Raw genomic sequence first — 26,059 nt, forward strand, 5'->3', positions numbered from 1 at the left:
AAAGCGACTGGGTGAGATGCCGCCTTCGCTTCGGGGATTGACCTACCGCATAGCGCGCTTCTTCCGGCGCGACCGAATAATCATGCTGATAAGAACGAACACCGCCGCAACCACGGCGCCGCCAACGGCTAAAGCCATCGCGATCAGGGGCCCGTCTCCCGTTCTCACAAGATCCGAGAAGTACCCGCCGAGCACGACCGAACCCGATTTCCCGCTCGAGAACTCGAAGGACTCTCCGTCTTTCCAGTACGAGAGCATGCCCACGTTGTTAAGCGTCTTGGATGGCGGATTGTCCCACACCCTGAACTGCATGGTGATCTGATTGCCCTGGCCGAAGCCTTCGGGCACCGTACCGAAATCGATCACGAGCCCGGTTATGTAGTCGCCTGCGCCCAGAGACGGCGCGTTGAACGAAAACGGCTTGCCCGCATCGATATTAGAATGGAGCACGCTGCGCCCTTTGAGGTTGGTGTAATACACCACATCGTAGGTGACGCCCTCGGCGCCCGAGAACGACGGGAGGGAAGCCGACACGAAGTCGAGCCCCTTGTCAGGCTTGTCGGTAATGGCATAGCGGTCAAGCGAAGCGCCCCACTTGTTTTCGAAGCCCGTGAACGTGTACGTTACCGTTTCTCCCGGCTTGACGCTTTTCACGTTGGGAGCCTTCACGAAGTTGTAGTTGCCTTCTTCGGGGTTCGGATTGGGACCCGGTCCCGGATCGGGAGTCGTTCCGCCCTTCGCCGTGTAGACGAGCGTGATGGCATGGGAAGCCGTCACGCTTGGGATGCTCGGATTCCCCGTGCCCTGATCTGCACCGTTCAGGGACCACCCGCTGTAGGTGTACCCGCTCACCGTCGGAGGCTCGTACGAAAAGGGCTGCCGATGCGCAACAGTAGAAGAAGTGCCGCCCGGAATCGTCTTGCCCGATTCGTCCGTATAGGCAATCGAGACATCGTGATCGACGGGCAGAACGTTCGTCGAGGCAAGGGGGCTCACGCGTCCGAACGAATCGGTCTGGGTTGCGGATACCTCGTCTCCTCGCGCAAGAATCACTCCCGCCGGCACGTCAACCGTCCAATAGCCCGTCTCCACGGTCCGCAAAACGGCGACGTCGGCAGAGGCGAGTTCGGAGAGCGGCGCGAGCGAGCTTGCAACCCCCGTCGCCGTCTGTCCGTTGGCGAACGTGACCGTTACCGTATTGCCTCGATCGGCAGATCCAGTGACGGTCGTCACGGTTTCAAGCGGAGCATCGACGCTCGGGCTTTCAAGCGGCGCCGAGAAAACGTAGCTGATCTGCCGGTTTCCGTCAACGATGTTCGACACGATATCAGGGGTTCCCGGATGCAGCGCAGCACCGGGCGCATCCTGATCGGTCAGATAGCCGCGGTAGTCGTAGCCAGCGGGGATGCTCGGCACGGGCGCATCATCATAGGCAAGCTCGAACGTCGTACCCACGTTGAGAATCTGACGATCGGTCGCAGCCGTCGGCAGCGGTACCAGAGAGCCGTCCGAAGCCCGCGTCACCCACTGGCGCGAGAACTCGAAATCCTCAAGCCCGTCAGGCCTATCGCCCCCGCCACCTGGGCCGGGGAGCGATCCTCCTCCGTTATCGTAGCCGTAGACGCACCACACCTCCGCATCCGCCTGCACGTTGAAGAGCTCGGGTAGCGAACCGTCATCGACCATCGAACGGTTATCTGCCGTCGGGGCCTGATACTCTGCGCCTGCGTACACCATTCCGGTTACGGTCTGAGAGCCCGTTCCGGGATACCAATTGCCGTGGTCTATATCCTGCGACGTATCAGGCGCGACCATCTTGCCCGAACGGTCTACGTGATGTTCGGTCACCTCGTAAACGGACTGCTCGTATATATAGTGCACCATGCGGTTTCCATCGGTCATCGATGCGGAGAAGGCAGGGGAGCCGGAATGGGGCTTGGTCCCCGCCGGATCCTTGTCGGTGAGGTAGCCGACGTAGGTGTACCCCGCGGGCAGATTCTCTACGGGAGCGTCGGTTGCCCCGAGGTCGAATTCGCTTCCGATGTTCACGATCTGCGTATCGGGAGAGATTCCCGGAAAAGCACTGAACGATCCGCCTGCGATCGTACCCCATTGACGTTCAACGTCGACGTCTTCGATCCCATCGGGCNCTGATACGCATAGCCGGAAATGTCGGGCGCCGTACCGCTGTACGCCTCGCCCTCATCGACCTTGCGCACGTCCGCAGGGTAGCCGTCGATGGCATTGCCCGAACGATCGACATACAGATGGAACACGTTGATCGGATTGGAGAACTCGAAATTTATGACCGTGTCTTCGGTCAGGGCAGGAAGCGTGTAGTAGTAGGTGTTCTCGATCGCAATCGGCTCGACAGGCTCGCCGTTGTAGGTGATCCTTTTCAAAGCAGCGTTGGGATTCGGCTCAACGACGAATTTGAGCTCCTTGCCCTCCTCGACATAGCGATGCCCTTCTTCGAGCCTGCCTTTGCCAATCTCCCTTTCGTTGATTCTGTCGGGAATATACGGGTCGTACTGATTGTAGGTCCACGCCGTCACCGTGCCGAGACCGCTTTTCGTCACCAGGCTATCGAGATAGTAGTTCACCGCCTGGTGCTCGCTGCCGACAACCGCAGTCGGTGACGAAACCTCGGGGCCGCGAACGTAAACCTTGCTTGCCTTGGAATCCGCAGTGAACTCAACCGATCCGATGGTCTCGGGAACGAAAGCCTTCATGCCGCCAAGAGAATACGAGGGAAACGACAGGCCTTCGGCGCCTGCGTACAGAATTCCGTAAACCCCGTTGAACTGCCAGCCTCCGGAAGTAAGCGGAACAACGGGCAGTTTCTCGAAATCGACGAAACCGTATGACGATCCCCTTGCGTTGATGAGCGTATCGCTGATGGTAGACAGCGAAATGCATCCAACAAACACGTAGGAAGGAAGCGAGGTGATCTTCGTGCCGAATACGACCGTGCTGATATTCGAGCAATTGCCGAATTGCCACCCTTGCGATTCGAGATCGACGACGCCCGTCGCACCGAGATCGACGACGTTCGGCGTTGCTAGGGCGCTATCCAGCGTATCGCTGAGCGTGCGCAGGGATTTCGCCCCGGCGAAAACCGACCCGGGAAGAAACGTGATGCCTTTCCCCAGCGTTACCGTCGTATAGCCTTCTCCGTTCTTGAACTGCCAGCCGCCCGCGCCAAGCGTCTTCACACCCGTCTTTTCAAGGTCGAGCACAGTGGGATTCGCAAGGGCGTTTGCAGGAGTATCGCTTACCGACGAAAGCGCCTTGCAATTGTTGAACGCGTATTTTGGCACGTCGCTGATGTTCTTTCCCAAAGCAACATGCTTGACCGAGGTGCAGCCGTCGAACGTGTTGGAGACAAGCTCAGTCACGTTCGTGCTCGAGAGGTCGATGACGTTGGGATATGCCCGTATGTCGGCAACCGAGCCGCCGACAGCCACAAGCGATTTGCATCCAGAGAACAGCCAGAAGGAAAGCGTTTCGACATCCGGCCCGAACGTCACCGCCGTTATCGAGGTGCAACCCAAGAACTGGGAGTTTCCGACGAACTCCTTCACCCCGGCGCTCGCCAAATCGATGATTCCCGGATTGGCAGCCGCATTCTCGAGCGTATCGCTGATGGTCGTCAAAGACGAACACCCTTGGAACGACACCGCCCCGATAGTCTCTATACTGGTTCCAAGGGCGATCGTTTTGATGTTCTTCGCCCCGTTGAAGGCGCCTGCGCCAAGCCCTCCCGTAAACTGGGACATATCGATGGTGTCGATGTTGAGGCCGTTGAGATGCACGATCGAAGGAGCACTCGACGTGCTGCCGAGCTCGAACGAATCCTGGCTCCCGATGATCTTGAGCACCGTCGCCGCCGCAATGACCTCGTCGGAATACAGGCTCTTGAGCGTACTTTGGAGGTTCGCCCAGCTCAACGGCTTCTCGCCCACGTCGACCGTGAGCACGCCATCGGAAAGCGGAGCAATGCCGCCCTCGCTCGCGGCTTCAGCAGGCTCGATTGCCCGCATGCCCGCACTCAGCGATTCGATCGATGCGCCCGCCTCGACGTCGATCGGCTCGGTGCGGGCTACCGGCTCGCCTCCTTCGATCTCCTCCTCGAACTTGTTGTCTTCCTCCACGCCAGCCTCGGGCGCAGGCGGCACGTACTCGACGCCGTCCACCGTCTGCGATTCCGCCTTGATGCTGTACGTGCCCTCATCGACCGCCGAAAACTCATAGCGGCCGTTCGCATCGGTGCGCGTTGTCGATAATCCGTTGCCCGCTTCATCGCACAGCGTCAGGGCGAAATCCGGTATCGCCTGTTCGCCTGCACCGCGAATGCCGTCCTCGTCTTCATCGTGCCATACCGTACCCGACAAGGTTGCCGATCCGATACCGTCTTCGCGGGCATCCGCGTCGTCCGAGGGCGCTGCGCCCTCGGCGCTCTTCGGAGAATCGCCGCCCTGATCCGTCGGGTTTTCATCTGGAAGCGAGGCATCGCCCTCGGCCGGATCCTGCTGCAGATCCGCACCCGCATCTTGCGAAGCGGAGTCATCCGCCGCGGCTCCGTCCCGATCGGCATCGTCGGGCAAGCCCACCATGCCGTCAAGCGCGGTCTCGGTATAGACGGACGCCTGCGGATCTGCGCCCGATGCCTCTTCCCTTGCTTTGTTGTCGGCAGACGCCATCGGAATCAGCACCATGCTCAGCACGAGCATAGCCGCCAAAGCCGTGCTGATGAGCTTGCGCTTTCTCGTCTTGTTCATTACCCCACCTCCTGCTTTGAAACGGCTCTTCGATTTCTGATCCGTGCTTTCGTATTGTTTTCCCATCACGTGCCTCACTTATCGAACATCGAGATGAACTCGAACATGTCGGGTATCTCCCCCGCATCGCCAAAACGGTAAGCAACCTCCACGGTATCGGTCTCGGGAGATTCTTTCGCAGCCACGAACAGCTGCTTACCCTGCTTGGTCAGCTCGTATACCGAGAGCGTTGAACCATCGAGCGTTTCGGCGTAACCGCGTTGCGGCGCCCCGATCGATTCGGCGAATGCAATCACCTCGCCTCGCGCGGCGCCGCCTGTGAGCGAAAGCAAGGCGGCCTCGCCTTCGGCTCCGATCATGTCGGCAAGCGTCGCGATGGGCGCCTCGGCAGGCTCGGCCTCGGGGACGGGCGCGAGATGCGGTTCGGGAGGCTCGGCAGGCTCTTCGGATACGGATCGAGCGGGTGCCGGCTGATCGGCAGCCGATTCCACCGCGTCGCCCGACGCAACAACCCCCGCAGCGATTCCGGCAACAAGCAAAGCCGAGGCACCCCCGATCGCCAGCTTCGCTCCCAAACCCTGCCCAAGAGCAGCCGCGCCCCCAGCGCCTGCGGCAACCGTGGCGGCGCAGATCGTAGCGGCGTACTCAGTCAGCCGCTCTTCCATGTCGGGAGTGACGGCTTCCAGGCAATCCAGCTCGTAAATGCGCGTCAGAGTGGGCAGAGCCCCCGCAGGAATCGCCGCCGATGCAAGAACTCGACCGTCGGTTTCCTCTATTTTCTTTCTCAGAGCCTGCCGAGCGCGCTTCAGGTCGTTCGTCACTTTGTTCGCATTTACGCCGAGCGTCGCAGCGATCTCCTTGTACGAAAATCCTTCGAAGTAAAACAAAAGCAGCGCTTCTTGGTAATTCTCGTTGAGCTCTTTGATGAGCCCCATGATGAACGAGCGCTTTTCGGCGTCTTCGGCATATTCGGCAGGAAGAAATTCGGTGCGCGCCTCTTCGATCGACATAATGGCGTCGCGTGCTCCAGAATCACCGCCGAGCAGTATCGTGTTCTTCTCCATGGTGCCGTTTCTCCGATAGCACGTGTACTTGACGATGCTGTGAAGCCAGGAATCGAACGCATCGACATCTTTGAGCTTCCCTATTCCCCGATACACTTTGAGGACCGCTTCCTGAGCGCAATCCTCCGCATCATCGGCGTTGCGCGCGTAGTGAAGCGCCAGATACAAGATCTTCGAGCGGCATGAATCGATGAGCGCTTCGAAAGCCCTCCCATCGCCTCGCCTTGCTCGACCAACAAGTTTTCGCACGTCGGCCTGACGCGCCTTCTTCTCACCCATGTGCATTCCCTAGTCCGTTCTTCGATGCCCGAGCGCGAAACTTTACGCGCGCTCTATAGGTATAGTTCCCGGGCGGTGAATCTATCTGTCACCAAAATGGTAGAAAATCGTAAAATTTATAATTCATTACATAAACTGTGATAGATATACCTTAAACCATAGTGTTTTACTATTGTTTTTGGGATGCTCATAGTATTTACATAATATGTTACTTGTTTGACGGCAGACCAGCGCAACCCGGTGCGCCGCCTGCGCTGCGTGCCACGAAGGGCGCATCGAAGCCGAAGATTTCGCCCGCATGCGACTGAACGCCGTGAAAAGGCAGACGACAGGCGCAATGCGGCTTATTCGCCGCAACGGATCGAGCGCCCTGCAACGATTCGGGACGCTATCCTTTCGCGAGGTGCTTTCGCATCATCGCCATCAAATCGTCGATGTCGATCGGCTTGCCCAGATGATCGTCCATGCCCGCCGCAAGGCACCGCTCGATATCCTCGCGGAACACGTTGGCGGTCATGGCGATGATGGGAACGGCCTTCGCCTCGGGAGCATCGAGCGCCCGAATAGCCCGGGCGGCCTGGTATCCGTCCATTTCTGGCATATGGATATCCATGAGGATGGCGTCATACACACCGGGATCGGCTGCAACCAGATCGAGCGCCTCGCGGCCGTTTTCCGCGCTGTCGATAGAGACTGCAGTATCGGACAGCAGGGTGATGACGATCTCGCGGTTGATGGCGATATCCTCGACCATCAAGATGCGCTTGCCCGCAAAGGCCCCGTCGCGCGAAAGCGCTCGGTTAGGCTCCCCTTTGCGGGAAGACCCGGAATCGTCTGCTGGCCGAGCAGCCCCCACGCCCACCCGAACGGTGAACTGGAAATCCGATCCTTGTCCGAGCGCAGAATCGACCCAAATGCGCCCGCCCATCATTTCGACGATGTCTTTGGATATGGCTAGCCCGAGCCCGGTTCCCCCGAAACGCCGCGAGATGCTCGCATCGGCCTGCTCGAACGATTCGAATAGCTGCGCCTGCTGTTCGGACGATATGCCGATCCCCGTATCGCGCACGCTGAATCCGAGAACGCACGCGTCGAAACCGCCTTCGATCAAGCGCACCGAAAGATCGACGTGCCCCTCTTCGGGCGTGAATTTCACCGCATTGGACAACAGGTTCGTTATCACTTGGGCAAGCCGCTGCTCATCGGCCACGATCGCCGTCGGCACTGCGGGATCCACCTCGATCGATAAGAGCTGCCGCCGCTCGAACACCTTGAAGCTTATGACACCGATCGCCCGATCGATCAGATGCTTAACCGTGAAATCAGATTCGGCCAACGTGAATTTTCCAGAATCGATCTTCGACATGTCGAGGATGTCGTTGATCACCCCGAGCAGGTGGTTCGACGCGTCGGAAATCGTATCGAGGCAGTGGCGGGTGGTTTCGCCGTCCTTGCTCGTCTTCGCGATGTAGGACGGATTTTGCGGACATTCAAAATAAAAAAGAATGTGGAGGTAACAGACAATGGCAAAATCATTATTTGAGGAACTGGGCGGCAAATACGAAAGGCAAGGGGATTATTTGATACCGTGCTTAACTGTACCCGCCGAAGAAGAACAGGCAATAGGCATCTGGGGGCAACGGCATTTAGATTATCTAAAACAGTACCGTAAAGTTACATACACCAATCTTCTTACAAGCGGCAGGCTAAACGCCTACCTTGCCGACATCAACAGACAGGCACAGGAACGCTTTGAAAGGCTCATAGAGGGTATGAAACAGGCACAGGGCATAACGGAACAGCTAAAGGCAGAAAACGCCTTAGAATGGACAGGATGCCTCAATAACATAAGGGCTTGTGCGAGGGAGATTGTGGAAAAGGAAATTATTTTTGCATAAACAGATGATTAATGGCAGGGGGAAATCCTGCCGCTTTTTCTGCTTTAGTTTGTCAGCTTGACAAATAAAGGGTTAAGGAATATAATTAGATTCAGTATTATACAAGGAGTTAATAAATATGCGGCAAGGTATTCTTAAATAAACTGTCAATTTGATAGTGGGAACAAAAAGTAGCAGTCCCGTTTCACTTTTAATATGGGGCTTAGTTTTTTGTACCCAGTTTAAGAATACTTTTATCATGTAATTTTATATGCCCGAAAACATATAAGTGTTTTGGGGCTATTGGAGTTATTTACCCAGTGATAGGAGTATTTATCACTGGGTATTTTTATGCCCTTTTTTGGGTGTTGATAGGAGGAAAATCACATGAAAATAATTAACTTAGGCATTCTGGCTCACGTTGACGCAGGAAAGACAACATTAACGGAAAGTTTATTGTATACCAGTGGTGCAATTGCAGAACTAGGGAGCGTAGATGAAGGCACAACAAGGACAGATACAATGAATTTGGAGCGTCAAAGGGGAATCACTATCCAGACAGCAGTGACATCTTTTCAGTGGGAGGATGTAAAAGTCAACATTATAGATACGCCAGGCCATATGGATTTTTTGGCGGAAGTATACCGTTCTTTATCCGTATTAGACGGAGCAGTATTATTAGTTTCTGCAAAGGATGGCATACAGGCACAGACCCGTATACTGTTTCATGCACTACAGATAATGAAGATTCCGACAATTTTTTTCATCAATAAAATTGACCAAGAGGGGATTGATTTGCCAATGGTATATCGGGAAATGAAAGCAAAGCTTTCTTCGGAAATTATAGTGAAGCAAAAGGTTGGGCAGCATCCCCATATAAATGTAACGGACAATGACGATATGGAACAGTGGGATGCGGTAATTATGGGAAACGATGAACTATTAGAGAAATATATGTCAGGGAAACCGTTTAAAATGTCAGAACTGGAACAGGAAGAAAACAGGAGATTCCAAAACGGAACGTTATTTCCCGTTTATCACGGAAGCGCTAAAAACAATCTGGGGATTCGGCAGCTTATAGAAGTAATTGCCAGTAAATTTTATTCATCAACGCCTGAAGGTCAATCTGAACTATGCGGGCAGGTTTTTAAGATTGAATATTCAGAGAAAAGGCGGCGTTTTGTTTATGTGCGTATATATAGCGGAACATTGCATTTGAGGGATGTTATTAGAATATCTGAAAAAGAGAAAATAAAAATCACAGAGATGTGTGTTCCGACAAACGGTGAATTATATTCATCCGATACAGCCTGCTCTGGTGATATTGTAATTTTACCAAATGATGTTTTGCAGCTAAACAGTATTTTGGGGAACGAAATACTGTTGCCGCAGAGAAAATTTATTGAAAATCCTCTCCCTATGCTCCAAACAACGATTGCAGTAAAGAAATCTGAACAGCGGGAAATATTGCTTGGGGCACTTACAGAAATTTCAGATGGCGACCCTCTTTTAAAATATTATGTGGATACTACAACGCATGAGATTATACTTTCTTTTTTGGGGAATGTGCAGATGGAAGTCATTTGTGCCATCCTTGAGGAAAAATATCATGTGGAGGCAGAAATAAAAGAGCCTACTGTTATATATATGGAAAGACCGCTTAGAAAAGCAGAATATACCATCCACATAGAAGTCCCGCCAAATCCTTTCTGGGCTTCTGTCGGGTTGTCCATAGAGCCGCTCCCTATTGGAAGCGGAGTGCAGTATGAAAGCAGAGTTTCACTTGGATATTTAAATCAATCGTTCCAAAATGCGGTTATGGAGGGGGTTCTTTATGGCTGCGAGCAGGGGCTGTATGGATGGAAAGTGACAGACTGTAAAATCTGTTTTGAATATGGATTGTATTATAGTCCTGTAAGTACCCCCGCAGACTTTCGGCTGCTTTCCCCTATCGTATTGGAGCAGGCTTTAAAAAAAGCAGGGACAGAACTATTAGAGCCATATCTCCACTTTGAAATTTATGCACCGCAGGAATATCTCTCACGGGCGTATCATGATGCTCCAAGGTATTGTGCAGATATTGTAAGTACTCAGATAAAGAATGACGAGGTCATTCTGAAAGGAGAAATCCCTGCTAGATGTATTCAAGAATACAGGAACGATTTAACTTATTTCACAAATGGGCAGGGAGTCTGCTTGACAGAGTTAAAAGGATACCAGCCAGCTATTGGTAAATTTATTTGCCAACCCCGCCGCCCGAATAGCCGTATAGATAAGGTTCGGCATATGTTCCACAAGTTAGCTTAACAGCTTGCAAAAGTCATATAAAATGAGATTTGAAAGGATTAGAGACTAATTATGATGAAATGCGAATGGATATTGTGTCCTGTTTGTGGGAGCAAAACCCGTAATAAAATTAGGAAGGACACTGTTTTGGAGAATTATCCCCTTTATTGTCCAAAATGCAGACAAGAAAGATTGATTAAAGTTGACAACTTGAAGATAACTGTCATCAAAGAGCCAGACGCTTAAGACGCAGAGCCGATGAAATTGTGGAACAATTCACGAATCATCGGCTCTTTTTGTTTCGTATTTGAAAGAACAAACTCACCAAATAAAAAAAACGATATTCGGGTGGGTTATTTTGTTATACCCTAAATTACCCTCTGAATTTGTTTTTAAATTTGGAGGGATTTTTTTATGTCCTTTTTTCGGGCAGTTATCTATCTGCTCATACGAAGCAAAATTTATCAATACATAGCATATCAGAGAACGGCAGGAAACCAGTTAAAAAAATTTCTGCCAGTGCAACGGTACTTCTCACCTTGAAAGTAGAAGTACAATCTCCATACAATAGAATTACTATTTCCTATAACCGTAAAGGTCACAGAGCCTTTGCGGTTTTTCTTTTGTCGATTTTTGTTGGAAAGTGCCGTAGGGCTGTTTCTGATATGCGGTGTCGTTCTCCGCCTCTCCATCTGGATTTTTTACATTTCAAAAATTCAGATGGGAGGTATTTATGGTGAAATATGCACCAAGAAAGGTATATATCAGAGAAAGTGGCGGCTATGTGGAATTATCCTACACGGAGTTCTGCCGTTGCAGGGAATCCGACCAGACCTATATGGACAAGCTGTTTATCCCCATTCAAGGCTGTCTGCTTGAAGTCGTGAGGGAGCAATACACAGACTTCTACCGTGACAAGGAACGGTGGCGTTATCTGCAAAAATTAGATACAAAGAATAGACTGCTATCTCTCGACGGATTTACGGACAGCGAGGGGAATCCTCTGGACTTTATCACTGATGAAGCGGTGGACATTGCAGAAACCGTTGTCAATGCGGTCATGGTGGACAGGCTGAAAGCCGCCCTGCCTTGTTTGCACGTCAAATCGAACAGGTTCACCGCTTCGGCGTTGCAATCTATGTTGTTGAAATCCTCGTCCCAGAAATTCGCGCACAGGGGCGTCGCATCCATCATGGCGAGCGCTCGATCCTCTGCCTCCTCCAGGCTGCGCCTCAGCAAAAACGATGAAACGAGTGCGGCTACGACCTGGATCGTTTCCTCGTCACCCGCACTCAACGGAGAGAAGAACGGCGGCTGCACGACCGTTCGCCCCGTTACGAGCACGTAGGCCAGCGCGCCGTCTTGCGTGATGGGAGCCGAGACGAACGAGGGAAGCCGCAATGTTCGGCAGATGTCGGAGAAGCGCTCGCTCCCTTCGCCTTCGTTGACGAGCACCGAGCGTTCGATCGACGCCATCTCATCGGGAAGCGTTATCGACGCCCCCGCAAGCGCCGCTCGCTCGACGTCCGAATAGCCCTGCAGCACGATCGGCTCGAAAACCCCATCTGCCGCGGGCTCGAGAACGACCGTCTTCTGCATGTTCAGCGCAGCGTTGATGCGCTGTGCGACGGTTGCGATGACGTCTTCGTCGCACTCCTCTTCCCGCAGCAAGGCCATCAGTTCGGACAGCAGGAGAAAACCGCGCCGCTTGCGCTCGAGTTCGTAGCGCACTACGATGGATTGGGCATCGAGCTGCAGTATCTTTGCGACGTTTTGCTCGCACAGCAACCTCAGCGCGTCATGGGACAAAATCTCTTCGGGCCCCTGCGAAAAACCCTGAACGGAAGACATGCGCGCCACATCGGACCGCCGCTTTTCACCCGATTGTCCCATGCGTTTCGAGAACAGGCAGAACACACCCGTCCAATCGAGGCCCCGCGGCTCGCCGCCGAGCGGAGCGATCTCGACGCCCGTATACAGGCCGAGCAGCGGCACGCGGCCACGCAGGGCCTCCTGAACTGCAAGGGCGTCTTCCATATCGGTGCCCCCGTAACCCGCGCACCGTCCTGCGCAGTTGAGGTACAGGGCGAATACCGGCTCGCAGCCATCGAGGTTGTCGAACGCCTCGTCGATTTTCGGTTTCACGTAATCGAGCTCAAGCGACCTGCGCATTATCTGGAACCGCGTACCGGCAACCATATCGGGCTCGAACATCACGATGCCACGCCGACGCCGATCGATGCCGAAGCACATCCGGCTCGCGTAATCCGCTTCGCCGAAGGAAGTCCAGCTTTCGCCGTGGTTCACGCCGAACAACAGGAAAAGCGGGTATTGCTCGACGGCGAGCCCCGGACCCAAAAGCCCGTCCATGAAATCGAGCGCCGCCACGCCGTCGATCTCGAGTATCGTCGGGCCGTCGGACTTCGTCACCGTATAGCATTCCGAAGCAGGACGGCAACCGTGCATGATGGTCGCATCGATGCGAATGTCGTTCGAGAAAGAGAATGCGAGCGCATGGGACCGTCCCGTTTCGAAACCGAGCAGCTGCGTGACCGGGTTGCATACATGATCGCCCAGAAGCCCCGCCCCCGCCATATGGGGAAGAAAGCCAAGCTGCTCGCGCATCCCCTCGATAATCCACGTTGCCATGAGCAGACGCTTCTCGGGCCCCGAATCGTCGACGGCATCGTAGAAAAGCACGATCGAATCGTCGGCACCGATTCCCGCCTCGCGCAACCGATCACCCAACCGTGCACCCGCCTGCCGCTCCCCCTGCGCCAAATCGGGTACCGCGCAGACCTCGCAGCGGGCATCGTCGAGCCACACGCATGCCACACCAACCTGGTTTCCCGCATAGCCGAACCGCTCGTTGGTGATGATCCCCGCAGAGCCGCCGCCGTAAATCGGAACGCCGTCGCCCACGACCGATGCAACCGCTTCCCTCAACGTTTCCACGCGATGCCGAACGGTGCAGAACACAAGCACCATATCGCATGGCTCCCGCCGCCCGGCATCGGCCTTAGAGGCGAGCGCCGCCTCGCATCCCGCCGCATGGCTGTCAGGCAAATCGCTATAGCCAACACATACCCGCATTGTCGCACCCTCCTCAAAACCGACGAGGACCGCCTGCACGCCGGTCGCGCCGAAAACGCATGCTGCTTGATTGGTAAGTTCTTAATGTTTTATGATAAGCATTGTTCAGACGAACGCAATCGTCTTCACCCCAAAACAACCATACCTAATTCACATGCTCACATTATTTGCAGCGTAGTATTAAATGGTTGCACAGAAATGGATACAGGTTGTACGGGGGATTACCGGCACCGGGCGCGCAAGCGCCTTTTCTTATGGCCGAAGATCGCCCTCGCACTCAGCAAAGCACTAAGGAGCACGTATGGGACTAAGCCGTAAGCAGATTATGATGTTGGCCGTATTGATGTTCGGCACCTTCGTCACCGTTCTCAATCAAACCGTCGTCACGCCGGCGCTGCCTTCCGTCATGGCGGAGATGAGCGTCGATGCCGCCACCGCGCAGTGGCTTACGACGGGCTTCACACTCGTCAACGCCATCATGATCCCCATCACGGCATATCTGACCGACCGCTATTCAACCCGCAACCTGTTCGTGGTCGCCATGGGCATTTTCACCGCAGGCAGCCTGCTCGCCGGCTGGGGCCCGTCGTTTCCCGTGCTGCTCGCAGGCCGCCTTCTGCAGGCGGCGGGTGCGGGCATCCTCATGCCGATGGTCATGACCGTGCTCATGCTCACCTTCCCCGTCGATAAGCGCGGAAGCGCAATGGGGCTGTTCGGCGTGGTCATCGCTTTCGCGCCCGCCATCGGGCCGACCGTCGCCGGCCTTATCATCGACAACGCGAGCTGGCATGACATGTTTTTCATCATCGCAGGGCTTTCGGCTCTCGTCATCATATGCTCGCTGTTCGTGCTCGAACGCACGCCTGCACCCGACAAGCAAACCTCGCTCGACAAGCCCTCTGTCGTTTCATCTTCGCTCGGCTTCGGATGCCTGCTCTACGGATTCAGCGTGATCGGCTCGTACGGCATCAGCGTGCAGGCCGCCGCCGCTACCGTCATCGGCATCGTATCGCTTATCTACTTCTTCCGCCGCCAGCTGAAGATGGAGACGCCGATGCTGCAGGTGCGCGTACTCGCCAACCGCAAATTTCTCATCGGCACCATCATCGGCATGCTCGTGCAGGCATCGCTTCTGGCTGCGGGCATCCTGCTGCCCATCTACCTGCAATCGCTGCTCGGCTATTCGGCGACCATTTCGGGCCTCGTCATTCTTCCCGGCGCGATCGTCATGGGCGCCATGGGACCGATCGCCGGTCGCCTGTTCGACAAGCACGGGCCGCGCGTGCTGAGCCTCGTCGGCCTATCGATGCTCACGATAACCACGTTTGCCATGGCGTTTCTCGGCGACAACACGGGGATCGTCTACCTGACCATCCTCTACACCATCCGCCTGTTCTCGCTCGCACTCGTCAACATGCCCATCACCACCTGGGCCATGAACGCGCTCGACAACACGCTCATCAACCACGGCACCTCGGTCAACAACACGTTCCGGCAAGTGGCGGGCTCGCTCGGCACCGCCGTACTCGTATCCATCATGACGATAGCCACCAATGCCGGCGGCGCAACGATGGATACCGTGCATGCGAGCATCTTCGGCATCAACATGGCGTTCGCCGCAGCCGGCGTCCTTTGCGTGCTGGGTCTTGGCCTCACGATCGCGTTCGTGAAGGACAAGCCCGGCGAAACCGCCAAGACCGACGTCGACAACGCACGCCGCACCGTGCTCGAGAGCATCATGAAGCGCGATGTTTACGTGCTCGACGCCGACGCGACCGTCATCGATGCAATGCGCCTGCTCGTCGACAAGCACATCAGCGCGGCGCCGCTCGTCGATACCGCAGGCAATGCGGTCGGCTTCGTTTCAGACGGCGATATCATGCGCCATCTCTCAAAGCGCAGCCAGATGTACGTTGATCCCGTGGTCATGATCATGCAGATGGGACGCGACAGCACCGGCTTCGATGACAAGCTGCGCGAACTTATGCAGATGCGTGCGAAGGACATCGGCGCCAAGGGAATCATCGGTGTCGACATCCACGCCGATTTGCCCGAAGTCTGCCGCGTGCTCGGCGAAAACCATCTCAAAAAGGTGCCCGTGCTCGACGACGGGCAAATCGTCGGCGTCATCAACCGTTCGGACGTCACGCAGTATTCGATGAAATCGTACCTCGAAAGCGAACTGCCTTCCTAGAGCTCGAGGAACCTGGGGCGAGCGCTGGCCGCGCCCCAGGTTCCTTCAGAAACGCCACCTGCCATGTCTGGGGATATGCCTCGAATCCTACCACCGATCGGGAGCAGGCCCCGTTCGAGCGCTTCATGGCATGCTGTGAAGACGGCTCCGGTTCAGATAGCGCGGTTAAACGCACCTCGCAAAACTCCCTGAGAACTACGCTCGGAGCTATCTGAACGATTCGCTTCGCTTTTCGAATCCGCAAGAGCTAGTCTTCGGTCGAAATCCGGCGTATCCACGAAAACAATGGATGCCGAAATCCGATCCCCTTCCCTCTTTCAACGGTTATGAAGGATTCGCAATTCTGCACGAAAGCATAAGATCCTATCGAGTTTTCCGCATATGCGGTTTGCAACGATCTAGGAGGGATCAGTCATGGAAGCAAAACATACGTTGGATAGAAGAAGTTTTCTGGGAATTGCGGCAGCTTCGGCTTTGGCAGCCACCTCGGTCGGCCTTTCGGGCTGCACCGGCCTGAGCGCGGGCGATCAGACCCAGCCGGCCGGTTCGGAGCCGTCTAAAAGGTCTTGGGAGCAGACGCCCGATCCCATCCCCAGCGACCAGATCAAAGAGACGCTTGATTGCGACGTCGTCGTTATCGGAGCCGGTATCGCCGGGCTCGTATGCGCCCACTCCGCCGCCATGAACGGAGCTGAAACGGTGCTTATCGAGAAGATGGACACGTTCTCCGCACGAGGGCATGACAACGGAGCCGTCGGCTGTGCTCACCAGAAAGATCTGGGACTTTCGTTCGACACAGCCAGAATGCAACGGGACTGGCTGCAGCTGACCGGCTGCCGCACGAACGTCAGCCTGCTCAATACATGGCTCAACCACAGCGCCGAGCCCATGGATTACTACATAGAGCGCATGGCGGCCGAAGGCGTAACCGACATAGCGACGAACAAAGGCTCGAATATGGATTCGGACAACGTCTGCATCCGCGAATACCCCGTCTCGATCGACTTCGGCGCCACGCAGGTAACCGAAGACGGCGAAGGCATTCAGCATCGACTCCTCCGGTTCATCGAGACCTGGGCGAAAGACGAAGGCGCCGACATCAGGTACAGCACGAAAGCCGAGCAGCTCATTCGAAACGAAGAAGGACCCGTAACCGGAGTGGTCGCCTCTACGGCGGATGGATACATCCAAATCAATGCTGCAAAAGGCGTGGTGCTCGCAACGGGGGACATCTCGGGAAACGATGAGATGATGCAGGAATTCGCTCCCCTTGTCGCTTCGTGCGAAAACAGGCTTTACACCCCCTTCGGAGGAAACACGGGCGATGGAATCAACATGGCATGCTGGGTTGGCGGTGCGCTGCAAAAAACCACTGCGGCAGCCATGGCGCTGCCATCCACGAAAGCAAGCGGCGGACCGCTCGCAAGCGATGGCGTACTCGGCTGGCTCGCGGTCAACAAGCATGGTGAGCGGTATTTTGCAGAAAACTCAGGGGGGCCGTCCATCTGCTTTTCGACCATGCAGCAGCCCGAATCGGCGGGTTATTCGATCTTCGACAACGACTACGCGACGAAGCTTCTCTCGCATGCTCCGGATGGCGCCAACAGAAACGGCATCGAATACCTCGGCGACCTGTACGGCGTTAACGAGGGATACGAAGGCCTCGAGGATTGGATGACGAAAGGAATCGAAGAGAAGGTGTTCTTCAAGGCAGACACGCTTGAGGATTTAGCGAGGCAAATCGAGGCCGATGGGGACGCTTTCCTTAAAACTGTCGACGAATACAACGGTCTGTGCGAAAGCGGAACGGATACTCAATTCGGCAAGCCCTCGAACTACCTCACCACCGTCGAAACGCCACCGTTTTACGCCTCGAAGATAAAGGTAGCCGTGCTGGTTGTTCCGTTTGGCGTGAACGTCGACAGCCACAGCAGGGTCTGCGACGGCGACGACAAGCCGATCGAGGGACTCTACGCGATCGGAAACGTTCAAGGCAACTTCTTCACGGACTCCTATCCGATGATCTTTTCCGGAATCAGCCATGGCCGAGGCATGACCTTTGGCTGGCTGGTCGGCAAAGCTCTCGCTTCGGATACGCTCGTGTAAACGATCCCGACCTCCCTTGGGCCGCCCAGGCAAACGTCCTGTCGGCCCAAGGGCTATAATGGTGCTATTCCAATGGCAAGGGAGTCGAAACCTCATTGAGCACCAATAGATCCGTGATCGCATCGAACATCGCAAAGAATCCGCTGGGGATTATCGGGTTCGGCTGCTGGTGGGCTTGGCTTCTGGCAGCGCTCAACAGTCCCCTGCTGTTCTCCGGAGAGCTCACCAGCCTCCAAATTCCCACGTCGAGCCTCAATCTCGCCTCCGTTTTATCGGGCGCGATACTATCCTTCTCCCTTTCGTTCAGCATACGGAGAACCCCGCGAAAGCGAACGAGGCGCACGGCAATCCTCGCCTCGGCATGCGCCCTCGCTCTCTGCACGGCAGCAATATCCAACCTTGAATACCTCGGCATCTCGCCCGATTTCGCGCTGGTAACGGCCGGTGTGGCAATCGGCATTTCGCTATCGCTTCTGCAGATATTCTGGGGCACATGTTATTTCACCAAACTATCCGGAGCTGCAATCGGGATAGTGTCGGCGTCTTCGTTCACATTCGCCCTCCTTGTATCGTTTCTCATACTCGATAAAGGACCGATCAGCGTTTGGCTCGTAGCGCTCCTTCCGCTTGTTTCGGGTCTCCTCCTCATCAAGAGCGATTCGGAAACAAGCGACGAGAAACCGCGCAGCCAGCCTGCCGTCAAGACGAAACGGGGCATTCCGCTTCCCGCAAACCTCGTCGTCCTGATGGTGCTCTTCGGCGCTTCGTTCGGGGTATTCAGGATGCTCTTCCTGCCTTCCGCAGCCGCCGCAAGCTTCAGCTCTTTCTACTACATGGCAATCGTGAGCCTCATCCCCATGGCGGCAACGCTCATGCTGGTCGTTGCATTGCGAAAAGAATCTTATCTCGGCATAGCAATGACGATCGCACTGCCGTTCATCACGCTGGGAATCTTCGTGCTCTCGCTATTCGGGTCAAACAACCAATCGCTCGAACTCGCGCTTATCAGCGCGGGCGTTCGATGCGTCGATATCGTAACGTGGATCATGGTTGCCCATATAGCCAAACAGCCGTCTTCATCCCCATACAGGGTTTTCAGCTTCGGCAGGGGCATCGCCTGCTTGGGTGCGCTTTGCGGTTTCGCCATCGGGTCATGGCACGGCATAACGTCCGACCAATCGCTTTCGATTTCTCTGTTCGTCCTTCTCCTGCTTCTTGCCGCCTCGGCGTTCAGCGTTATGAAGGGACACCAAAACTTCCCCGACCAAGCAAGCTCATCCTCCGAAACGCCTGACGGGAAGCCTGCCGATGCCGAATCCCTTCGCACAATCGCCGAAGCCTACGGTCTTTCAGACCGAGAGCTCGAAGTGCTCGAGCTTCTCAAGGTAGGCAGAACTGTGGCCTACATTGCCAGAAAGCTCGTCGTAGCCAACAGCACCGTGGCGACTCATGTCAACCACATCTACCGCAAGCTCGACGTCCATAATCGCCAAGAGCTGCTCGACTTCATCGAATCGCATGCCGGCGGCAATCCGCCCAACGACGCCGAGCGCGACTAACGCCGGCTGCGAGGGTTCCTCGGAGCCGATCGCCGCGAGCGCGCGATTGGGACGGGATGCCTATCCTTTAGCCCAGAACGCTTTTCCCAGCGGAAGGAATTCCTCGCCGAAATGACGGTTGAGCACGTTTGCGCCCGCACCGTAGAAGCTCAGAAGCGAGATGACGAGCTCGCTTACCGCAGCGAGCATATGGGTGGCTTCCGCAGCAATGCCGAACGAACTCAACGCGAGGCCGATGAACAGGAAATCGATTGCAAGGAAAATGAGGAACAGCACCTTCGTCGTGCGCAGCGCTCCGATCGTCATGAACGCCGTCAGAATCAGGTACGCGAGAAACGCCACGCCCGTCTGCTTCGGATCGAACGCCGCAGCCGCTTGCTCCCCGAATATCCCGCTCGCCACCGCCCACGAAAACGCCATTGCGCACCAGAAGAACCCGTAGGCGATAAACGCCGTGCCTCCGAACACGTTGTTCTTCTTGAAATCGAAGACCCCTGCGATGAGTTGCATGCACCCCCCGAGGAATATCGCCCAGCTCATCACTCCCGTCACCCCGTCGGTTATGCCGAACTTCTGCGTGCATGCCACCAGCGTGATAACCGCCAGCCCGAACAAGCCGAGCGCGCTCGGGTCTGCCAGCCGATCAACGGATTGCGTCTTTTCATCGCTCATCGCGTGCCCCCATCGTAATCCATAGTAAATTTGTCAAAAAAGTTCCCGTCATGATACTGGCTTTCTCCCAAAAAAGTATGACGATACCAATTTTGTCAACAAGCGTGCCGAATTGTCGGTGAGGGTTTCGAGCGTTTTTCGATCGACCGCCGCGCACTTGCCGCCCGAACGTCGACGGGAACCTTCGATCGGCCGCCGCACGCTCGCCGATGGGAACCCCCGCCCGGCCGCGGCACGCTCGTCACCCGGACGCCGACGGGAACCCCCGATCGATGATTTTGCTCGTTTTTTGCCAGATTCATACATGCCCGCACGCCGTTCCATGCTGAACAATTCCAGGCAATTGGCGTGAACTGGGGAAACAGCTTCTCTTCAACCGATACCCAGAGTTTCGGAGCGCTTTCGAACCCGAACGATGTAGTAATCTGGCGATTTTTGTGCAATTTGAGCTCCGTCTGCCGCCACTGGGGTCTCCGGGCAACCCGGGGGCCATCGGTGCCGTCGGGGCCGCCCGGGGCCTTCGAGCAACCCGGATCCTCGCCGAGGCCCAATCTCAACCCCTACCCAACCCGAGCTCTCATTGGGCTTGGCCTGGAAACCGCTTGTGCATGTTTTGTGATCTCTCGGCGATACATGTCTCCTTTTTGATATCTTTTAGTGAAAGCTTTTACTAGAAGATTTCAGGAAACAACATGGATTCAGAAACCGAACTCGAAAACCGCTTCGCCGACCTCATACCCGATTGGCTCGAGGCGCTGAAGACGATGGCCTCGCAGAGCGAAGCGTTCGATCTGCTCAACCATGGAGAAGGCCATGCCATGCTCCTGCTGCTCAAGTCCGATTCAGGGCTTTCAGCAGGCGAAATGAGCCAAGCCATGGGGATCACAACGGGACGCATGGCAAACATCTTGCGTCGCCTTGAGGAGAAAAGCCTTATCGATCGGACGGTCGTCCCCTCGAACCGCAGAAAAGCCGTCATCACGCTCACCGAAGAAGGCCACGTCTATGCGACCGATCTGTCGGCGCACATGAAAAAACGCGCGGTTTCGGTACTCGAAGCACTCGGGCGCGACGACGCCGAAACGCTCATACGCATTTTGCGGAAGCTCGCTCGCGCCGTCCGCACCGACGATACGAGCGAGGCGGCAAGCCTCCTTGCCGAGCAAGCACCAGACGCATCCGGGCAATCGGCCGCGGCAAGCGCCGCGTCGACCGCCGCAGCCGCTGTCGCCGTAAGCGAATCCCCCAGCACAGCAGCACGCAATCGCAAACCGTAATCGAAATTCGAACCGAAGGAACCCGCATGGAGCATATCCCCCAACTCGTCGCCGACCTCGCACTGCTTCTGACCGTGGCCGCTGTGGTCACCATCGTCTGCAAGAAACTCAAACAGCCCCTCGTACTCGGCTACGTTATCGCGGGCTTCCTCATCAGCCCCGCCATAGGCTGGCTTCCCAACATATCCGACACCGAAAACATCTCAACCTGGTCGGAAATCGGCGTGATCTTCCTCATGTTCGGCCTTGGACTCGAATTCAGCATCGTCAAACTTTCAACGGTGGGCAAGCCGGCGATCATCACCGCCCTCGTTGAAATGGCCCTCATGATCGCAGCAGGCGTGGCATGCGGAACCCTGCTCGGCTGGTCGTTCTATACGAGCCTTTTCCTCGGCGGCATGCTCGCAATCTCCTCGACCACCATCATCGTGAAGGCGTTCGACGAGCTCGGACTCAAAGGGAAGAAATTCACCGAACTTGTATTCGGCGCGCTTGTCATCGAGGACATCGTGGGAATCTTCCTCATGGTATTCCTTTCGACCATCGCCGTCGGCTCGGCTGTCGATGGCGGCGAAGTCGCCCTCAAAATCAGCCAGATGGCCCTCTACCTGATCGTCTGGTTCGTTTTGAGCATCATCATCGTTCCAACCGTTCTCAAGAAAGTTGCCCAAGCGCTCAACGACGAGATCCTGCTCATCGTATCGATAGCGCTTTGCCTGTGCATGGTCGTGCTCGCCAACGCCATCGGATTCTCGGCTGCCCTCGGCGCGTTTCTCGCCGGCTCCATCCTTGCGGGAACCGTGCGTGCGCACCGCATCGAAGAGCTGTTCAAACCGATCAAAGATCTGTTCGGCGCCGTGTTCTTCGTTTCGGTCGGCATGCTCGTCTCGCCGGCGATGATCGTCCAGAACATCGGCCCCATCATCGCCATCACGCTCGTGACGCTCATCGGAAAACCGATCTTCAGCGGGCTTGGCGCACTGCTGTCGGGGCAATCGCTCAAAACGTCCACCAAGACGGGGTTGAGCCTCTCGCAGATCGGCGAGTTCTCGTTCATCATCGCCGCCCTCGGCGTATCGCTCGGCGTTACGGCTGATTTCCTTTATCCCGTCATCGTAGCGGTATCGGTCATCACAACGCTCACCACGCCGTTTTATATCAAGAACTCCGAGAGGGTCTACCGTCTGCTTGTGCGCGTATTGCCGCAAACGTTGCTCGATCGGCTTGAGAGGCGGGAGGAAAAAGCGGCCGACGAGAAGGACGGCAACGTCTGGATCGACTACCTCAAGCGATGGGGCATGAAGGTGGCTCTAGTCGTGATCGCCGCTGTGGCGTCGGGCGAGCTTCTCTCCAACGTGGCGAAGCCGATGCTTTCGGGATTCGTTCTCGAACCCGCGTTGAGCATCGGCTTGTCTGCAATCGGCATTCTCATAACGGGCATCTTCATGTCGAACCTGTTTTACAGCGGACGGAAAGGAGAATTCTGGATTCTTTGGGTCGAGAGCAAAAAGAACCATGCTCCCCTGCTCGCTCTCGCTGTGATCGGGATCATCGTCTCATGCGGCATGGTGATGTACATCGTCTTTCTGCTCGGGGGAGCGCGCACGCCCCTTTTCTTCGTGCTCGCTTTCGCCCTGACGTTCGTCCTCGCCCGCTCCCAGCGAATCCATTCGGGGTTCCTCAAGCTTGAAGCGAGCTTCATCGGAAATCTCAACGAAAGCATCCTCGCCGAACGCCAGGCTGAGCTGGATGACGAAGAACGGGCTTCGTGGGTGGAACGCCAACTCTATGTCGTGGAAGTCGAAACGACCAAAACGCTCATGCGAGGAGGAACCGAGCGCTCTGCCGACTACCTGTTCGGACTCGCATACAACCTCGATCTCATCGCCATCGAGCGCGATGGCAAGATGGTCGGATCGAAAGACCTTCCCACGCTCACAAAGGAAGACTTGCGCCGACGGATCAGCGATCCGAACGACGAACTCGGTATTCGAAAAGGAGACCTTCTGACCTTCTTGGGCGCAGAGGATGAAGTTGACGCCTATCTTCAAAAGCTGCTCAAGGAAGATCTGATCGACGATGAAGCCGAAGCCGCGAGCATCACGCTCGACGATTACCTCGCAAGCGGAAAGGCGAAAATCGACGCGTCCTGCCTCTCGTTCGCCATCGGCCCCGCAGCCTCGGAATTCAGGGGGCGAACCATCGCCTCGGTTGACCTCAGGGGCACCTATGGTTCGCTTGTAATCGCCATCGAGCACAATGCGCTCGTGAAGATAAAGCCCAGCCGCAACACCCGCTTCTCATCGGGCGATCGCGTATGGGTGCTCGCCGACAACGAGCTGTCGCAACCTCTCGTCGAGAAGATAGACGAGATCGAAGCAGATGCTACCCTTCGAGAAACCTTGTCCGCAGCGCTTCCGCTTTCTCGGGGGTGATGCCAAGCGCTTCGCTCAGATACGCGTCAAGGCTCCCGTAGCGCTCTTCGACCGCCGAAAGCGCCGCTTGCAGAAAGCGCTCGTCGGCCGAATTGAGCACGCGCACGCCTTCATCGAGCTTGCCCGCCAAACCGTACGAAGAAAGCGAGTCGAGGATCTCTTGGGTGCGCGACTCCATGTACTTGTTGGTTGCAAGGTAATCGGCGACGATCAGCTCGCGGGACACGCCGAGCACGTGGAGCAGCAGAACAGCCGCAAGGCCGGCTCGGTCTTTCCCCGCCGAACAATGCCACAGCACCGAACCTGGACGCGCGCCCGCATCGTCGCCTTCGACAGAATCGCCGCCAACGGATGGCTCGCCCTTAAGGAGCTCGTCGAAAAACCGCGCGTACCCGCGAGCGCTCGTCTCATCGAGCAGCATGCTCGGATAGATCTCGATCATCAGCCCAGCTGGATCGGAATCGATCGCCTTCATTGCCTTGAGCAGCCCTTTGACACCGCCCTCTCGCGTGATGCCGAGCGCCTGGGTATTGAGAATCGGAATATCGAGAAACTCGACGCCTTCGAACAGGTCTTCGGGATCAGGGCTCTTGAGGCGCTCTTCCTCGGTCCTCAGGTCGATGACCTTCGCAAGCCGATACTCGTCGATGAGGGCGGCGGCATCATGTTCGGTCGCACTGGCAAGGGCTCCCGAACGTATGAGCATCTTGCGCCTGATCGCCCGGCCATCTTGGGTTTTCATTCCGCCAAGATCGCGTGTGTTCGAAAGGCCCTCGAGCTCGATATGGCCGTCATCATCGACGAGCGCCCCATCGGGCAAAGCGTCTTCTTCGAACTCGATGCCTTCCATCGTCGGTATCCGGTCCATCGGCAGTCCCTTCTCGTTACGGCAGCGCCGTTTGCACTGCAAACAACCTGCGCCATCGGTACAAAGCAAAACACGCGCCGAGACAGCCGGCAAAACCCAGCCGACCCGGCGCGTACTAAAGCCCGCTATCAAAAATCAAGCTTCATGAGCCTGTCTATCGTGAGGATGTAGATCTTGAGCGCCGTTTTGAGCATGTCCTCGCTCACGCCTTCGTTTGCACTGTGCTCGCCTGCAATCCAATCGGGATGATCGAGCCAAGGCATGTTCGGCCCGAAGCTCGCGCCTGAAGTGAATTCGCGTGCGTAGGTGCCGCCGCCGATCGTAAACGGCTTTTCATGCATGCCGGTCGCGTCGTTGAAGGAATCGAGCAGCGCCTGGATCATCGGCGAATCGGGCTCCACCAAGAAAGGCACCATCAGAAGCGTGTTGTCGAACTCAGCGCCGATTTCCCTCGCGCGCGAACCGAGCTTTTCGATAAGCTCGTCGGAGGTGATCGAAGTGGGATAGCGAATGTCGATCGTCTGAACGATGCGGTCGCCGTCCTTCTCAACCGTGCCGCCGATAAGCGTGAGCGGTCCGAAGTGCTCGTCGGAGGTCTTCACGCCCACGCCGCTTCCGTCGGATGCGGAAAGCAGATCGTGCTGCAGCTGCAAAAACGCCCGCTCGTCTTCGGAGCAGAGATCGTGCTCGAGCAGGTAATCGACAATGAGCCCGATCGCATTGATCGTGCCTTCGGGCTTGGAGGCATGCCCGCCGATGCCTTGGGCGTCGAGTCGGGCATTGCCGTTCGCATCGGATACGGTGATGCGATCGGTGCCGGCAAGCTTTGAGGGATCGGCCTTCACGATGGCATAGGCTTCAGAGGGAACCGCGTTGGTCGCGTTTCCTCCCCCGAAATCGACGATCATGGCGTCGCCGCCCATCGGCATGCTTTCAAAGCGGCCGTCGAACCCGCCTTTCTCGCCGTAGCACACGGGGAAATCGGCATCGGGCGTGAACACGAAAGCGGGATCGGCGACGTGCTCGCGATAGTACGCGACGTCGCGCATGCCGCTTTCCTCGTTGCCGCCCATGATCATGCGGATCGTATAGGGCAGCTCGATCCCGTGCTTCGGAAAGAAGTGCATGGCGTACATGGCAACGACGCTCGGGCCTTTGTCATCGAGAACGCCGCGACCGATCAGGTAGCCGTCTTTGCGCGTTACCTGGAACGGCTCGAAGTTCCAGCCCGAACCGGCGGGCACAACGTCAAGATGGCCGATGATGCCGATCTGGGTATCGCTCTTGCCGGGAAGATCGGCAAAGGCAATGTGCCCATCCATGTTCGTCGCATCGTAACCGAGCTTTTCGGCGAGCGCGACGCCCGCTTTCAACGCCTCGGCAGGACCGGGGCCATACGGTGCGCCTGGTGCGGCGCTGTCCAAATCCTCGGTGCTCGGGATGCGCACCAGCGTGTCGATGTCCTCGACGACCTGTTCCCAAACCTCATCGATATACGCATCGATTTTGGCGCCCAGCTCTTCATGCTCCATGCCGACCTCCTGTCGCATTTGTCTGCACATCGCAAG

16 protein-coding genes are annotated in these 26,059 nt (G+C 56.3%); 8 read left to right on the plus strand and 8 right to left on the minus strand.

Features of this window, described 5'->3' with window-relative positions; genetic code table 11:
- Positions 1 to 42 precede the first annotated feature (42 nt).
- From C1719_RS13945 to C1719_RS13960, 4 genes are all read right to left on the minus strand, one after another.
- Positions 43 to 2,049: an Ig-like domain-containing protein gene (locus tag C1719_RS13945; RefSeq protein ID WP_102375658.1), complete on the minus strand. Its 2,007-nt coding sequence runs from the start codon at positions 2,047 to 2,049 to the stop codon at positions 43 to 45.
- Positions 2,046 to 4,847, minus strand: coding sequence for a leucine-rich repeat protein (locus C1719_RS13950; RefSeq protein WP_102375659.1), 2,802 nt, complete (start codon positions 4,845 to 4,847; stop codon positions 2,046 to 2,048). Before C1719_RS13950 ends, C1719_RS13945 begins: the two co-directional genes overlap by 4 nt.
- 8 nt (positions 4,848 to 4,855) lie before the next feature.
- Entirely contained in the window at positions 4,856 to 6,124 is a 1,269-nt protein-coding gene (locus tag C1719_RS13955) for an RNA polymerase sigma factor (RefSeq protein ID WP_180963632.1), read from the minus strand.
- A 388-nt stretch (positions 6,125 to 6,512) separates the two neighbouring features.
- On the minus strand, positions 6,513 to 7,490 hold the full coding sequence (locus C1719_RS13960) for an ATP-binding protein (RefSeq protein WP_146007911.1): 978 nt from the start codon (positions 7,488 to 7,490) through the stop codon (positions 6,513 to 6,515).
- A gap of 157 nt (positions 7,491 to 7,647) precedes the next feature.
- Here C1719_RS13960 and C1719_RS13965 point away from each other — a divergent pair, with 157 nt between their 5' ends.
- The 3 genes from C1719_RS13965 to C1719_RS13975 all read left to right on the plus strand — a co-directional run bounded on the left by C1719_RS13965 (position 7,648) and on the right by C1719_RS13975 (position 10,533).
- Positions 7,648 to 8,022, plus strand: a complete 375-nt coding sequence (locus C1719_RS13965) for a TnpV protein (RefSeq protein ID WP_001129922.1) — start codon at positions 7,648 to 7,650, stop codon at positions 8,020 to 8,022.
- A gap of 366 nt (positions 8,023 to 8,388) precedes the next feature.
- Entirely contained in the window at positions 8,389 to 10,308 is a 1,920-nt protein-coding gene (tet(O), locus tag C1719_RS13970) for a tetracycline resistance ribosomal protection protein Tet(O) (RefSeq protein ID WP_000691758.1), read from the plus strand.
- Between the two features lie 54 nt (positions 10,309 to 10,362).
- Positions 10,363 to 10,533 (plus strand): cysteine-rich KTR domain-containing protein, encoded by a 171-nt coding sequence (locus C1719_RS13975; RefSeq protein ID WP_004614788.1) that lies wholly within the window; start codon positions 10,363 to 10,365, stop codon positions 10,531 to 10,533.
- 684 nt (positions 10,534 to 11,217) lie between these two features.
- On the opposite strand, the gene C1719_RS16285 is transcribed toward C1719_RS13975, so the two are convergent.
- A complete protein-coding gene (locus C1719_RS16285) occupies positions 11,218 to 13,380 on the minus strand; it encodes an FIST N-terminal domain-containing protein (protein WP_102375662.1) in 2,163 nt (720 codons plus the stop codon).
- A 301-nt stretch (positions 13,381 to 13,681) separates the two neighbouring features.
- On the opposite strand from C1719_RS16285, the gene C1719_RS14000 reads away from it, so the two are divergent.
- From C1719_RS14000 to C1719_RS14010, 3 genes are all read left to right on the plus strand, one after another.
- A complete protein-coding gene (locus C1719_RS14000; protein ID WP_102375663.1) occupies positions 13,682 to 15,574 on the plus strand; it encodes an MDR family MFS transporter in 1,893 nt (630 codons plus the stop codon).
- A 414-nt stretch (positions 15,575 to 15,988) separates the two neighbouring features.
- Positions 15,989 to 17,680, plus strand: coding sequence for an FAD-dependent oxidoreductase (locus tag C1719_RS14005; protein WP_102375664.1), 1,692 nt, complete (start codon positions 15,989 to 15,991; stop codon positions 17,678 to 17,680).
- Positions 17,681 to 17,775: 95 nt separating this feature from the next.
- Positions 17,776 to 19,239 (plus strand): response regulator transcription factor, encoded by a 1,464-nt coding sequence (locus tag C1719_RS14010; protein WP_146007912.1) that lies wholly within the window; start codon positions 17,776 to 17,778, stop codon positions 19,237 to 19,239.
- Positions 19,240 to 19,299: 60 nt separating this feature from the next.
- Here C1719_RS14010 and C1719_RS14015 read toward each other — a convergent pair whose 3' ends face one another.
- Entirely contained in the window at positions 19,300 to 19,911 is a 612-nt protein-coding gene (locus C1719_RS14015; protein WP_102375666.1) for an acetate uptake transporter, read from the minus strand.
- Positions 19,912 to 20,603: 692 nt separating this feature from the next.
- Here C1719_RS14015 and C1719_RS14020 point away from each other — a divergent pair.
- Both C1719_RS14020 and C1719_RS14025 read left to right on the plus strand, forming a co-directional pair.
- The gene (locus tag C1719_RS14020) at positions 20,604 to 21,188 is read left to right on the plus strand and encodes a MarR family winged helix-turn-helix transcriptional regulator (RefSeq protein WP_102375667.1); all 585 of its coding nucleotides are present in this window, start codon (positions 20,604 to 20,606) and stop codon (positions 21,186 to 21,188) included.
- Positions 21,189 to 21,214: 26 nt separating this feature from the next.
- Positions 21,215 to 23,623, plus strand: a complete 2,409-nt coding sequence (locus C1719_RS14025) for a monovalent cation:proton antiporter family protein (RefSeq protein WP_102375668.1) — start codon at positions 21,215 to 21,217, stop codon at positions 23,621 to 23,623.
- Here the strand turns inward: C1719_RS14025 and C1719_RS14030 are convergent.
- Together C1719_RS14030 and C1719_RS14035 are read right to left on the minus strand one after the other, a co-directional pair.
- Complete coding sequence (locus C1719_RS14030) at positions 23,574 to 24,491, minus strand: tyrosine-protein phosphatase (RefSeq protein ID WP_102375669.1); 918 nt, start codon at positions 24,489 to 24,491, stop codon at positions 23,574 to 23,576. The two genes, C1719_RS14025 and C1719_RS14030, sit on opposite strands and share 50 nt — an antisense overlap.
- Before the next feature lie 128 nt (positions 24,492 to 24,619).
- Entirely contained in the window at positions 24,620 to 26,023 is a 1,404-nt protein-coding gene (locus C1719_RS14035; RefSeq protein WP_102376098.1) for a Sapep family Mn(2+)-dependent dipeptidase, read from the minus strand.
- Between the last annotated feature and the right edge of the window lie 36 nt (positions 26,024 to 26,059).

This window comes from Raoultibacter massiliensis (assembly GCF_900199545.1).
Taxonomy (GTDB): Bacteria; Actinomycetota; Coriobacteriia; order Coriobacteriales; family Eggerthellaceae; genus Raoultibacter; species Raoultibacter massiliensis.

Excerpts from the sequence above, each read along its gene's own strand:
- C1719_RS13955 (WP_180963632.1), bottom strand. The coding sequence starts at position 6,124 with ATGGGTGAGAAGAAGGCGCGTCAGGCCGACGTGCGAAAACTTGTTGGT.
- C1719_RS13960 (WP_146007911.1), bottom strand. The coding sequence starts at position 7,490 with ATGTCGAAGATCGATTCTGGAAAATTCACGTTGGCCGAATCTGATTTC.
- C1719_RS13965 (WP_001129922.1), top strand. The coding sequence starts at position 7,648 with ATGGCAAAATCATTATTTGAGGAACTGGGCGGCAAATACGAAAGGCAA.
- C1719_RS13975 (WP_004614788.1), top strand. The coding sequence starts at position 10,363 with ATGAAATGCGAATGGATATTGTGTCCTGTTTGTGGGAGCAAAACCCGT.
- C1719_RS16285 (WP_102375662.1), bottom strand. The coding sequence starts at position 13,380 with ATGCGGGTATGTGTTGGCTATAGCGATTTGCCTGACAGCCATGCGGCG.
- C1719_RS14000 (WP_102375663.1), top strand. The coding sequence starts at position 13,682 with ATGGGACTAAGCCGTAAGCAGATTATGATGTTGGCCGTATTGATGTTC.
- C1719_RS14005 (WP_102375664.1), top strand. The coding sequence starts at position 15,989 with ATGGAAGCAAAACATACGTTGGATAGAAGAAGTTTTCTGGGAATTGCG.
- C1719_RS14015 (WP_102375666.1), bottom strand. The coding sequence starts at position 19,911 with ATGAGCGATGAAAAGACGCAATCCGTTGATCGGCTGGCAGACCCGAGC.
- C1719_RS14020 (WP_102375667.1), top strand. The coding sequence starts at position 20,604 with ATGGATTCAGAAACCGAACTCGAAAACCGCTTCGCCGACCTCATACCC.
- C1719_RS14025 (WP_102375668.1), top strand. The coding sequence starts at position 21,215 with ATGGAGCATATCCCCCAACTCGTCGCCGACCTCGCACTGCTTCTGACC.
- C1719_RS14030 (WP_102375669.1), bottom strand. The coding sequence starts at position 24,491 with ATGGACCGGATACCGACGATGGAAGGCATCGAGTTCGAAGAAGACGCT.
- C1719_RS14035 (WP_102376098.1), bottom strand. The coding sequence starts at position 26,023 with ATGGAGCATGAAGAGCTGGGCGCCAAAATCGATGCGTATATCGATGAG.